Genomic DNA, 12,734 nt, shown 5'->3' with positions numbered 1-12,734 from the left:
GGTCCCGGTTTTTGACCATGAGAGGAGGGACGGATGGCTGCGCACCCCGCACGGCAACCGGTCCTGGAAGTGCAGGGGATCCGCAAGGAGTTCCCCGGAGTCGTGGCGTTGGACGGGGTCGACTTCCGACTCTTCCCCGGTGAGGTGCACGCCCTGATGGGTGAGAACGGCGCCGGCAAGTCCACGCTGATCAAGGTTCTCACCGGCGTCTACGCGTCGGACGGCGGCGAGGTCGTGCTCAGCGGCCGGCCCGTGCGCATCGCCGGCCCGCTGCAGGCGCAGCAGTCCGGCATCAGTACGGTGTACCAGGAGGTCAACCTCTGCCCGAACCTGTCGGTCGCGGAGAACATCTTCATCGGCCGTGAACCGCGCCGCTTCGGACTCGTCCACTGGTCGGCCCTGCGACGCCGAGCCGCGGAGCTGGTCGCCGACCTCGACCTGGACATCGACGTCACCGCCCCGCTGGGCAGTTACTCGATCGCGGTCCAACAGCTGGTCGCGATCGTCCGGGCGGTGGACGTCTCGGCCAAGGTGCTGATCCTGGACGAGCCGACCTCCAGCCTGGACCGCGACGAGGTGCGGCAACTGTTCGCGGTGATGCGCCGGTTGCGCGACCAGGGTGTGGCGATCCTGTTCGTCTCGCACTTCCTGGACCAGATCTACGAGATCTGTGACCGGATGACCATCCTGCGGGGCGGCAGGCTGGAAGGCGAGTACGCGATCGGCGAGGTGAGCCAGGTCGAACTGGTCGCCCGCATGATCGGCGGCGAACTGGTGGGCCTGGAGGAGCTGTCGGACGCCACCCGGCACGAGCCCGCCGCCGAAGCCGGAACCACACCGTTCCTGCGCGCCGAGGGCCTGGGGCGCACCGGCGCGATCGAGCCGTACGACCTCAGTATCCGGCCGGGTGAAGTCATCGGCCTGGCCGGGTTGTTGGGCTCCGGCCGCACCGAGGTGGCCCGCCTGTTGTTCGGCGCCGACCGCAGTACCCGGGGTTCGGTGCGGATCGAGGGCGCCGACGTCGCGCTGCGCACACCGCGCGCCGCCATCTCGCATGGAATCGCCTTCTGTTCGGAGGACCGCAAGAACGAGGGTCTGGTCGCGGAGTTGACGGTGCGTGAGAACATCGTCCTCGCCCTGCAGGCGGCCCGCGGCTGGACGCGGCCGCTCTCCCGCGCCGAGCAGGACGAGATCGCGGTGCGTTGGATCCGGTCACTGGACATCCGTCCGGACAACCCGGAGGCGCTGGTGCGCCATCTCAGCGGCGGCAACCAGCAGAAGGTGTTGCTGGCCCGCTGGCTGATCACCGACCCCAAGCTGTTGATCCTCGACGAGCCGACCCGGGGCATCGACATCGGCGCCAAGGCCGAAATCCAGAAGCTGGTGGCCTCGTTGGCCCGGGACGGCGTGTCGGTTCTGTTCATCTCGGCGGAGCTGGAGGAAGTACTGCGGCTCAGTCACCGGGTGGGCGTGCTGCGCGACCGCCGGCTGGTCGCCGAGCTGCCGAACGACGGATCGCTCACTCCCGAGCGCGTCATGGCGACGATCGCGAGCGGAGCCCGGTCATGACCAAGCACCGGCTCTTCTGGCCCGCCGCCGTGCTCGTGGCCCTGCTGCTGGCCAACGTGGCGTTCACCCCGGACTTCTTCGCGCTCCGGATCAAGGACGGGCACCTGTACGGGAGCCTGATCGACATCCTCCACTTCGGCGCCCCGCTGATCCTGGTGGCGCTGGGCATGACGCTCGTCATCGCGACCCGAGGGATCGACCTCTCGGTCGGCTCCACCGTCGCCATCGCGGGCGCGCTGGCCTGCCTGCACATCAGCGGGGCCGCCGACCCGGCGAGCCCGGCCACCGTGTTCGGCGCCGTCGCCATCGCCCTGGCGGTGGCCCTCGTCCTGGGAGCGGTCAACGGCGTACTGGTGGCCGGGGTCGGCGTCCAGCCGATCATCGCCACCCTCATCCTGATGGTGGCCGGGCGCGGAGTCGCCCAGCTGGTGACGGACGGCCAGATCATCACCGTCACCAGTGAGCCCTACAAGCTGATCGGCGGCGGATACTGGCTCACCATGCCGTTCGCGATCCTGCTCGCGGCCGCGGTCGTGGTGCTGACCGCGCTGCTGACCCGGCGTACGGCGCTGGGACTGTTGTTGGAGTCGGTCGGCGGCAACCCGCTCGCCAGTCGGCTCGTCGGCATCCGGGCGATGGGCCTGATCTGCCTGGTGTACGTCTTCAGCGCGCTGTGCGCCGCGGTCGCGGGCCTCATGATCAGCTCGAACGTCTCCAGCGCGGACGGAAACAACGCCGGGCTCTGGATCGAGCTGGACGCCATCCTCGCCGTGGTGGTCGGCGGCACCGCGCTGACCGGCGGGCGGTTCTCGCTCGGCGGGACGGTGATCGGGGCGCTCATCATCCAGACCCTGTCCACCACCGTGTACACCGTGGGCATCCCGCCGGAGACCACCCTGGTCTTCAAGGCCGTCGTGGTGATCGCGGTCTGCCTGATCCAGTCACCCGCCTTCCGGGCCAAGGCCGCACGCCGGCGGGCCGGGACCGGGCGCGACACGAGGCCGCGCCCGTTGACGGCGGAGAACACGGAGGTGGGGGCATGAGCGCGAGCGTGGCGGCCCGTGGCCGCGGGTACATCCCGTTGCTGGTCACATCGGCCCTGCTGGTATCGATGTTCGGCGCGGGATCCGTCCAGTACGACGGCTTCTTCTCCGGGCAGGTGCTGGTCAACCTGCTCATCGACAACGCCTTCCTGTTGGTGGTCGCCATCGGGATGACCTTCGTGGTGCTGACCGGAGGGATCGACCTGTCGGTCGGCGCGATGGTGGCGCTGTCGACGATGATCTCCGCCTGGCTGGTGGAACAGCACGGCTGGCCGCCGCTGCTGGTGATCCCGCTGGTCCTGGCGGTGGGGACGGGGGGCGGACTCGTCATGGGGTGGGTGATCCACTCCTTCGAGATCCAGCCCTTCATCGTGACGCTCGCGGGCATGTTCCTGGCCCGTGGCCTGTGCTACACGATCAGCATCGACTCGATCTCCCTCACCGATCCGACCTACACGGCCTTCGCCCAGACCAGGATCGCTCTGCCCGGTGAGCTGTTCGTCTCGCCCAGCGCGCTGATCGCGGTAGGCGTACTGGCGATCGCCTTCGTGGTGCTGCACCACACGCGGCTGGGGCGGAACGTGTACGCGCTCGGCGGCAGTGAGCAGTCGGCCCGGCTGATGGGGCTCCCGGTCGGGCGGACCAAGATGGCCGTGTACGCCGTCAGCGGCTTCTGCTCGGCGCTCGGGGGAGTGCTGCTGACCTTCTACATGCTCTCCGGCTACGGGCTGCACGCGGTGGGCCTGGAACTGGACGCGATCGCCGCCGTGGTGATCGGCGGGACGCTCCTGACCGGGGGTTCGGGGTACCTGCTCGGTACCGCGCTCGGGGTGCTCGTGCTGGGCCTGATCCAGACCGTCATCAGCTTCCAGGGCACGCTCAGCTCGTGGTGGACCAGGATCGTGGTCGGCGGCCTGCTGTTCGTCTTCATCCTTCTCCAGCGCCTGATCACCGGTCGCCGCGAGGTCTGAGCGCCGACGGGGGCACACCCTTGACAGGCTAATTGTTAACGCTAACAATCACGGCGGTGCCCCGGGCGGCGCCGCTGTGCCCCTCGGGGCTCGTACGAAGGATGTGAAGTGTCCGTGAACCCTCCCACCCAGACCATGGAGAGCCATGTCGTGGGTGTCGACTTCGGCACGCTCTCCGGCCGCGCCGTGGTGGTCCGCGTCCGCGACGGCGAGGAGGTCGGCTCCGCCGTCCACGTGTACCCGCACGGTGTCATCGAGCGTGAACTCCCCACCACCGGTCGGCTCCTGCCGCCCGACTGGGCCCTTCAGCACCCCGAGGACTGGCGAGAGGTGCTGCGCACCGCCGTCCCCGCCGCAGTGGCCGCGAGCGGCGTGGACCCGGCCGCCGTCATCGGCATCGCCACCGACTTCACCGCCTGCACCGTCCTGCCCGTGCGGGCCGACGGCACCCCGCTCGCCGAGACCGAACTGGGCGGGCGCCCGCACGCCTGGCCCAAACTGTGGAAGCACCACGCCGCCCAGAGCCAGGCCGACCGGATCAACCGCCTCGCCCACCTGCGCGCCGAGAAGTGGATCTCCCGCTACGGCGGCAGGATCTCCGCCGAGTGGCAGTACGCCAAGGCGCTCCAGGTGCTGGAGGAGGACCCGGACACCTACGCCGCCACCGAGCGCTGGATCGAGGCCGCGGACTGGATCGTCTGGCAGCTCGCGGGCGTGGAGACCCGCAACACCTGCACGGCGGGGTACAAGGGCATCCACCAGGACGGTCACTACCCCACCGAGGACTACCTCGCCGCCCTGCACCCCGACTTCGCCGACTTCGCGCGCACCCGGCTGGAGCATCCGCTGTCGCCGCTGGGCTCCCGGGCCGGCTCCCTCACCGCCGAGGCGGCCGCCTGGACCGGGCTGCCCGAGGGCATCGCCGTCGCCACCGGCAACGTCGACGCCCATGTCGCGGCCCCTGCCGCCCAGGCCGTCGAGAACGGGCAGCTCCTCGCCATCATGGGCACCTCCACCTGCCACGTCGTCAACGGCCCCGCCCTCGCCGACGTCCCCGGAATCTGCGGAGTAGTCGACGGCGGCATCGTGGAGGGCGCCTACGGCTACGAGGCCGGGCAGAGCGCGGTCGGCGACATCTTCGCCTGGTGGCTGCGCCAAGGCGTGCCGACCCACTACCGCGCGGAGGCCGAAGCCACCGGCGAGGACCTGCATCAACTGCTGTCCCGCAAGATCGCCGACCAGCCCGTCGGCGGCCACGGTCTGGTCGCCCTCGACTGGATGAACGGCAACCGCTCCACCCTGGTGGACCACCACCTCTCCGGCGTCATCGTCGGCCTCACCCTCGCCACCCGCCCCGAGGAGATCTACCGCGCCCTGCTGGAGGCCACCGCCTTCGGCACCCGCACCATCATCGACGCCCTGGAGCAGGGCGGTGTCCCCGTCACCGAGTTCATCGTGACCGGCGGGCTGAAGCAGAACCCGCTGCTCATGCAGATCTACGCCGACGTGCTGCGCCGCCCCGTCTCCCTCGCCGAGTCCGCCCAGGGCCCCGCCCTCGGCTCCGCCATCCACGCCGCCGTCGCCGCCGGCGCGCACCCGGACGTGCGTACCGCGGCCGCCGCCATGGGCCGGGTGCGGCGCGGGGTGCACCGACCGGACACCGGGCGCGCGGACGCGTACGACCGCCTCTACGCCGAGTACCGCGCCCTGCACGACCACTTCGGTACGGGCCCCGACAAGCTCCTCCACCGCCTCCGTGCCCTGCGCAACGAGGCGCTCACCGCCCCGCGAACCGACCCCGGGGCCACCCCGGCCGTCCAGAAGAGCGAGGTCCGCCCATGAGTTCCCCGATCGATCTGCTGCGCCGCCAGGTCAGCGACCTGCACCAGGAGCTGGTCCGCTACGGCCTGGTCGTCTGGACGGCCGGCAACGTCTCCGCCCGCGTCCCCGGCGAGGACCTGCTGGTGATCAAGCCGAGCGGCGTCGCGTACGACGAGCTGACGCCCTGGAACATGATCCTCTGCGATCTGGACGGCCAGGTCGTCGAGGGCGACCATTCCCCGTCCTCGGACACCGCCGCGCACGCCTACGTCTACCGCCACATGCCCGAAGTGGGCGCCGTGGTGCACACCCACTCGACGTACGCGAGCGCCTGGGCCGCCCGCGGTGAGGCGGTGCCCTGCGTACTGACCGCCATGGCGGACGAGTTCGGCGCCGAGATCCCCGTCGGCCCCTTCGCGCTGATCGGCGACGACTCCATCGGCCGGGGCATCGTCGAGACCCTACGGGGCCACCGCTCACCGGCCGTCCTGATGAAGAGCCACGGCGTCTTCACCATCGGCAAGGACGCCAAGTCCGCCGTCAAGGCCGCCGTGATGTGCGAGGACGTCGCCCGCACCGTCCACATCTCCCGCCAGCTCGGTGAACCCCTGCCGATCGCGCAGGAGGACATCGACCGCCTCAACCACCGCTACCAGAACGTGTACGGCCAGCAGCGCGCTGCCCGCTAAGGAGACCCACGCCCCGATGAAGGCACAGAAGGCAATCCAGGGCCGCGAAATCTGGTTCCTGACCGGCAGTCAAGGGCTGTACGGCGACGACACCCTGCGTCAGGTCGCCGAGCAGTCCCGCCGGATCGCCGACGCACTCGGCGACTGCGGCATCCCCGTGAACATCGTCTGGAAACCCGTTCTCACCGACGCCGGCGCGATCCGGCGGGTCTGCCTGGACGCCAACGCGGACGACACCTGCGTCGGCCTCATCGCCTGGATGCACACCTTCTCCCCGGCGAAGATGTGGATCGCGGGCCTGGACGCGCTGCGCAAGCCGCTGCTCCACCTGCACACCCAGGCCGATGCCGCACTGCCCTGGGCGTCGATCGACATGGACTTCATGAACCTGAACCAAGCGGCCCACGGAGACCGCGAGTTCGGCTACATCCAGACCCGGCTCGGCGTCGCCCGCAAGACCGTCGCCGGACACGTCAGCGACCCCTCGGTCGCGGCCCGGATCGCCGCCTGGGCCCGGGCCGCGGGAGGGCGGTCCGAGTTGCGGAGCCTCAAGTTGGCGCGATTCGGCGACAACATGCGCGACGTCGCCGTGACCGAGGGCGACAAGGTCGAAGCCCAACTCCGCTTCGGCGTCTCGGTCAACACCTACGGCGTCAACGACCTGGTCGCAGCCGTCGACGCGGCCGCCGACACCGACGTGAGCGCACTGGTCGAGGAATACGAGGACACCTACCGCCTCGCGCCCGAACTCCGCGCGGACGGCGACCGGCACGACTCACTGCGCTACGCCGCGCGGATCGAACTCGGCCTGCGGGGTTTCCTGACGGAGGGCGGCTTCCACGCCTTCACCACCAACTTCGAGGACCTCGGCGGCCTTCGCCAACTACCCGGCCTGGCCGTGCAGCGACTGATGGCCGACGGCTACGGATTCGGCGGCGAGGGCGACTGGAAGACGTCCGTCCTGCTGCGCACGCTCAAGGTGATGTCCACCGGGCTGCCGGGCGGCACGTCCTTCATGGAGGACTACACCTACCACCTGGAGCCGGGACGGGAGCTGATCCTCGGCGCGCACATGCTGGAGGTCTGCCCGACCATCGCCTCGCACGTGCCGTCCTGCGAGATCCACCCCTTGGGCATCGGCGGCCGCGAGGACCCGGTCCGTCTCGTCTTCGACGCCCGGACCGGTCCCGCCGTCGTGGTCGGACTGGCCGACATGGGCGACCGGTTCCGCCTCGTGGCCAATGAGATCGACGTGGTCGAGCCCCTCGAACCGCTGCCGAACCTCCCCGTCGCCCGCGCGGTCTGGCAGCCGCGCCCGAACCTGCGCACGTCGACCGAGGCGTGGCTGACCGCCGGCGCGCCCCACCACACCGTGCTGTCCAGCGCGATCGGGACGGAGGAGCTGGGTGACCTCGCCGACATCCTCGGCACCGAGCTGCTGGTCATCGACGCGGACACCACGATCCGCCGGTTCACGCAGGAGATCCGCTGGAACCAGGCGTACCACCGCCTGGCCCAGGGCTTCTGACGTCGACGGCGCGCGGGGCGTCGTCCCGGTCCCTCGCCGACCGGGACGAAGCCCTTCGCCGCCTTCCCCGTCCCCCGCATCGGAGCGACGAACGAACGACCTACTGGACGCGGCCCGCCCGCAGCTGCCCGGCCAGCCAGTCCACGGCCTCACGGTCGAGGTGGTTGGTCGGCTCGTCCAGCAGCAGCTCCGGCTGCGCGGCCAGTACGCGGTCCCGTCGCGGGGACATGCCGGCCCGTAGCCGCCACCGGCGCCCGATCGTCCGGGAGGGCGGCCTCCCGGACGAGGGTCACCGCATCGGGCCGCGGTGTGCGGTCAGTGGTCCGGCGTCCGGTGGCGGCCCCGCCCGCCGGCACGCGCGCACGCTCCCGATCGGTCGGGTGCGCGCGTGCCGGTGGTGGAGCGGTCCCCAACGGACCTGTCCGCCGCAGGGGTTACCGCTGCGGGTCGCCGATCATCGATGCGAGCACCGCGTGCAACTCCTCGCCCGGCTCCGGACGCAGCGCCGGTGCGAGGCGGTCCGCGCGGTAGTGCCAGCGGTGGTCGAGGTCGCGGTGCACCTCGTCGGTGAAGGTCACGGAGCTGTCGCTGCCGAGCAGCGCGATGAGCTCCGCCGTCAGGTCGGACCAGGCCACGTGCCCGCTCACCGCGTTGGCCACGCCGTGCACCGGCGCGTCCAGGCAGGAGGTGACCGCGCGCGCCAGGGCCGCGGCGTGCACCCAGGGCGCCCCGTACCACTCGTGGCCACCGGTACCGGGAGCGGGCAGCGTCACGGGGTCGCCCTTCAGGGCTGCCTGGTAGAGCAACCCGGTGGCCCCCCAGCGGAGTTGGTCCCGGAGTCGGTCGTGGGCGCCCCAGACGATGGGCGAGCGGACGGCGCTGGCGCCGCCGCGTCCCCCGGTGCCCGCCGCGGCCAGCAGGATCCGCTCGCACGCGGTCTTGGCCCGGCCGTAGGCGCTCAGCTCCTCCCGCGACGGCGATTCCTCCGCGACGCGGGCCTTCGCCGGCTGCCCGTAGGCGTCCACGCTGCTGACGAAGACGAACGGGCCGCCGTTCCAGGCGTCGACCATGGCCTCCATGGCGGCCACGTCCACATCGGGACGGGTGAAGGTGCACGCGGCGTGGATCACGGCGTCCGCGCGCGCGACGGCGGCGCGCAGGCCGTCCAGGTCGCCGAGGTCGCCCTCGACCACCTCGACGCCGTCGCCGCTGACGAGGTGCGCGGACTCGGGGCGGGCCAGGGCGAGCACCGGCCGTCCCCGCGCCGCCAGTTCGCGCAGTACGAACGCCCCGACGCCGCCCGTGCCACCGGTCACCAGCACCGTGCCCTCGCGCACCCGGTGCGGTCGTGCGGTGGTGGAGGCCGTCGCGACGGCCGTGGCCCGGTCGGCCGCGCGCCCGTCGAGCAGGGCCGCGACGGCGCGCGGCGTGCGGGTCTGCATGATGTCCAGCCCGACCAGCGGCAGGGCGAGCGCGGACCGCAGGCGCTCGGCGAGTTGGACCGCGGCCAGGGAGTGCCCGCCGAGTGAGAAGAAGTCTTCGTCCGGAGCGGGCCGCCGACCGAGCAGGCCGGCGAACGCCTCGGTCACCGCTTCGAGGCGGGGGCTCTTCGGAGCCGCGGGGACCGCGGCCGTGGGCAGCCGGGCGGTGTCCACCGCCCCCTCGGTCGTTCGCGGCATCTCGTCGAGCAACATGACCGCGGCCGGCACCAGTTCGGGTGCGAGGGCGCCGCGCAGGTGGGCGCGCAGCTGTACGGGCGAAGGCCCGCCGGTGCGGTTCAGTACGGCATACGCCAGCACGGGCCCGCCCGCCGGGGCCGCCACGTACACGTCGGCCACGTCGGGGTGGGCCGCGAGGCGGGCCTGCGCCGGGTGTCCGCTCGCCCGGGGCCGGGCGGGCCGACCGGGCAGCGCCGAGAGCCGCAGCGCGGGGTCCACGGCCACGGCGGTCAGCAGCGCGGCGAAGGACGTGTCGAGCTCCCCGCCGGCCTCCTCGTCGAGGGCGGCCCGGCCGTACTGGACCAGGCTCTGCGGAGCCGCCGCGTCGAGCAGGCCGAAGGTCAGGTCGAACTTGGCCTCGGCGACGCCGACGTCGACGGCGCGCGCCCGCAGACCCGGCAGCCGCAGCGCCGTCTGCTCGCCGACGAGGTCCCAGCTGACCCGGACCAAGGAGGACCCGTCCGCGCCGCGGGCCGCCGCCCCGAGCTGCTCCAGCACCAGGTCGAAGGGCACGTCGCGGTGCTGTTGGGCCTCCAGGAGCGCGTCGCGCACGCGCTCGACGAGAGTGGCGAACTCGGGGTCCCCGGACAGGTCGACGCGGATCGGCAGCGTGTTGACGCACAGGCCCACCAGCCCGCGCATCGCCTGGCCCTCACGGTGGGTGGCGGCGCAGCCGATGACGAGGTCCAGCTCGCCGGTGAGGCGGTGCAGCGCGGCGAACGCGGCGGCCAGGCCCACGGTGAACACCGTGGCCCGACGCTCCCGGCCGAGCTCGCGCAGAGCCGTGAGGACCTGTGCGTCGATCGCGGTCGCTCCGGTGGCCGCCGGGCGTTCGCGCACCTCGGCCGGCGCCGTGACGGGCCGGGGGAGCGGCGGCGGGGTGGCTCCGGTCAGCCGGCGGGTCCAGTGGGCGAGGCCGTCCGACGCCCCGGACGCGGCGGAGTGCTCGCGCCGGGCGAAGTCCGCGTACTGCGGCGGCGCGGGCAGCGCGGGGGCGGAGCCGTCCACCGCGGCGCCGTACAGAGCGGCCAGCTCCTCCGCCACGGTCTGCAACGAGGCCCCGTCGATGGCGATGTGATGGAAGGTCACAAGAACGGTGTGGTCCTCGGGACCGTGCCGCAGGACGAGCGCGCGCGGCACCGTGCCGGCGGCCAGGTCGAACGGGCGGCGGGCCTCCTCGGTCAGTGCGGCGGCGCCGTCGTCCGGGCACTCGACCAGGTCCACCGCGACGGCGGCGGGCGCGGGCAGCGCCACCTGGTGGGGCTCCTCGCCCTCGCGGCCGTACCGGGTGCGCAGGATCTCGTGCCGACCCACCAGTGCGGTGAGCGCGGCGCCCAGGGCGTCCAGGTCGAGCGGCCCGTGGAGCCGGGTCGCGAACGGCACGCTGTACTGGGCACCGCCCTGCCCGAGCCGGTCCATCAGCCACATGCGGCGCTGGGCGCGGGTCAGCGGGGCGGGCCCGGTCGGACGGTCGGCCCGCGGCAGCGGGGCCGCGGCGCGGTCGGCGGCGCGGGCCCGGGCCCTGCGCAACAGCTCTTCCTGCAGGGCGGCGTTGGTGTCAGTGGCCATCGGTGTCCTCGAGCGCTTCGGGGTGCAGATCGGTGTGGGCGGCGAGCAGGGCGCCCTCGACCAGGGCGGCGTGTCCGGCCACCGTGGGGGCGGCGAAGAAGTCGGCGAGCGACAGCTCGACACCGAGCTCCTCGCGCAGGTCCTCGGCGACGACGAGGGCGAGCAGCGAATGACCGCCCAGGCCGATGAAGTCGGCGTCGGGGCGCGTGACCTCGTGTTCGAGATGGCGGCCCCACACGTCGGCGACGGCCTGCTGGAGCGGGGTCAGGGGCTCGGCCGCGCCGCTGTCCTCGGCGGCCGGCGAGAGGTCCGCCAGGGCGTGCCGGTCGACCTTGCCCGAGGTGGTGAGCGGCAGCCGCTCGACGACGGTCAGCTCGTCCGGAACCATGTGCGCGGGCAGGAACGCGGTGAGCCGGGCCAGCAGCGCCTCGGCCCGCGGCACGGGCCCGGGGGCGGCCACGACGAAGGCGACCAGGCGCGCGTCGTCGGCGGTGGCGCGGCGCACGGTCACGGCCGCGTCGTCCACGTCCCACTGTTCGCGCAGCACGTGCTCGATCTCGCCCGGTTCGATCCGGAAGCCGCGCACCTTGACCTGGTCGTCGGCGCGGCCGTGGAAGGCGAGGAGGCCGTCCGGGCCGGCGGAAGCCAGGTCGCCGGTGCGGTAGAGGCGGCCGAACACCGGGTGCTCCACGAAGCGTTCGGCGGTCAGCTCGGGCCGCCGGGTGTACCCGAGGGCCAACCGGCTGCCGCCGATCCACAGTTCGCCGCGCGTCCCCTCGGCGACCGGCAGGTGGGCCTCGTCGAGGACGTGGGCCGTGGCGCCGGCCAGGGGGCGGCCGATGGGCACGGGCCCGTCGCAGTCGGCGTCGCTGACGCGGTGGGCGGTGGCGAAGGTGGTCGTCTCGGTCGGGCCGTAGCCGTTGACGAGCTCGATCCAGGGGAAGGCGCGCAGCACGGCCCGCGCGTGCTGCGCGGCCATCGCCTCGCCGCCGACGACCACCGTGCGCAGCAGCGAGAAGACGCGGGAGCGGCGGACGGCGAGCTGGTGGAACAGGGCCGTGGTGAAGAAGGCGACGGTGACGCCGTGCCGCTCCATCTCCTTGGCCAGGTCCTCGAAGGAGGGCCGCGCGGTCGTGCACACCACGACGGCGGCGCCGTTGGCGAGCGCCGACCACACCTCGAAGGTGGAGCCGTCGAAGGTGGCCGGGGAGTGCAGCAGCACCCGGTCGCGCGGGGTGACGCTCACGTAGTCCGGGTCGGTGACGAGCTCGGCGATGGCGCCGTGTCGGATCGCGACGCCCTTGGGGCGGCCGGTGGATCCGGAGGTGAACATGACGAAGGCGGTGTCGTCCCCACCGGGGCCCTCGCCGCCCCACTCGGCGCCGGTGAGCAGCTCGTCGTCGGGCAGGGCGAGGACCGCGCCGCCCGGCCCGGCCGCCTCCAGCAGCTTGCCGTCGCCGACGGTCAGGGTGGCGCCGGAGTCTTCGAGCATGGCCGCGGTACGGAGCGGGGGGTGCGCCGGGTCGAGCGGGACGCAGGAGGCGCCGGCCCACCACAGGGCGAGCTGGGCGACGACGGTCCGGGCCGAGCGCGGCATGAGGAGCGCCACGGAGTCGCCGGGCCGTACGCCGCGGTCGCGGAGGTGGGTGGCGAGCCGGCGGGCGGCGGAGGCGAGCTGCGCATAGGTCAGGGTGGTGTCGCCGTCCGCGACCGCGAGGGCGTTGGGGGTGTTCGCCGCGTGCCGTGCCACCAGGGCGGGCAGGCCGGTCCGTGTCACGCTCACTTCGTCTTCTTCCGGTCGGTCGGGGAGGGGCCGCGAGGTCGTC

9 protein-coding genes are annotated in these 12,734 nt (G+C 72.8%); 6 read left to right on the top strand and 3 right to left on the bottom strand.

Features of this window, described 5'->3' with window-relative positions; all coding sequences use genetic code 11:
* Window positions 1-33 precede the first annotated feature (33 nt).
* The 6 genes from ACIBEA_RS05485 (at window position 34) to araA (ending at window position 7,621) form a co-directional block, all read left to right on the top strand.
* The gene (locus ACIBEA_RS05485; protein WP_399258250.1) at window positions 34-1,569 is read left to right on the top strand and encodes a sugar ABC transporter ATP-binding protein; all 1,536 of its coding nucleotides are present in this window, start codon (window positions 34-36) and stop codon (window positions 1,567-1,569) included.
* On the top strand, window positions 1,566-2,612 hold the full coding sequence (locus tag ACIBEA_RS05480) for an ABC transporter permease (RefSeq protein ID WP_399258248.1): 1,047 nt from the start codon (window positions 1,566-1,568) through the stop codon (window positions 2,610-2,612). Before ACIBEA_RS05485 ends, ACIBEA_RS05480 begins: the two co-directional genes overlap by 4 nt.
* Window positions 2,609-3,583, top strand: coding sequence for a galactofuranose ABC transporter, permease protein YjfF (yjfF, locus tag ACIBEA_RS05475; protein WP_399258246.1), 975 nt, complete (start codon window positions 2,609-2,611; stop codon window positions 3,581-3,583). The genes ACIBEA_RS05480 and yjfF overlap by 4 nt, the downstream gene beginning before the upstream one ends.
* A 135-nt stretch (window positions 3,584-3,718) precedes the next feature.
* The gene (locus ACIBEA_RS05470; protein ID WP_399259036.1) at window positions 3,719-5,425 is read left to right on the top strand and encodes a ribulokinase; all 1,707 of its coding nucleotides are present in this window, start codon (window positions 3,719-3,721) and stop codon (window positions 5,423-5,425) included.
* Complete coding sequence (locus tag ACIBEA_RS05465) at window positions 5,422-6,093, top strand: L-ribulose-5-phosphate 4-epimerase (RefSeq protein ID WP_399258244.1); 672 nt, start codon at window positions 5,422-5,424, stop codon at window positions 6,091-6,093. The genes ACIBEA_RS05470 and ACIBEA_RS05465 overlap by 4 nt, the downstream gene beginning before the upstream one ends.
* A gap of 16 nt (window positions 6,094-6,109) precedes the next feature.
* Entirely contained in the window at window positions 6,110-7,621 is a 1,512-nt protein-coding gene (araA, locus tag ACIBEA_RS05460) for an L-arabinose isomerase (RefSeq protein WP_399258242.1), read from the top strand.
* A gap of 100 nt (window positions 7,622-7,721) precedes the next feature.
* Here the strand turns inward: araA and ACIBEA_RS05455 are convergent, their stop codons facing one another.
* The 3 genes from ACIBEA_RS05455 to ACIBEA_RS05445 all read right to left on the bottom strand — a co-directional run bounded on the left by ACIBEA_RS05455 (window position 7,722) and on the right by ACIBEA_RS05445 (window position 12,691).
* Window positions 7,722-7,850: a hypothetical protein gene (locus ACIBEA_RS05455; protein ID WP_399259079.1), complete on the bottom strand. Its 129-nt coding sequence runs from the start codon at window positions 7,848-7,850 to the stop codon at window positions 7,722-7,724.
* A 205-nt stretch (window positions 7,851-8,055) separates the two neighbouring features.
* On the bottom strand, window positions 8,056-10,908 hold the full coding sequence (locus ACIBEA_RS05450) for a condensation domain-containing protein (RefSeq protein ID WP_399258240.1): 2,853 nt from the start codon (window positions 10,906-10,908) through the stop codon (window positions 8,056-8,058).
* Window positions 10,898-12,691 (bottom strand): amino acid adenylation domain-containing protein, encoded by a 1,794-nt coding sequence (locus ACIBEA_RS05445; RefSeq protein ID WP_399258238.1) that lies wholly within the window; start codon window positions 12,689-12,691, stop codon window positions 10,898-10,900. The genes ACIBEA_RS05450 and ACIBEA_RS05445 overlap by 11 nt, the downstream gene beginning before the upstream one ends.
* Between the last annotated feature and the right edge of the window lie 43 nt (window positions 12,692-12,734).

It is taken from the genome of Streptomyces sp. NPDC051555, from assembly GCF_044454405.1.
Lineage (GTDB): Bacteria > Actinomycetota > Actinomycetes > Streptomycetales > Streptomycetaceae > Streptomyces.
Note: the sequence above shows the minus strand (reverse complement) of the source record. Positions and strands in the feature narration are given on the sequence as shown.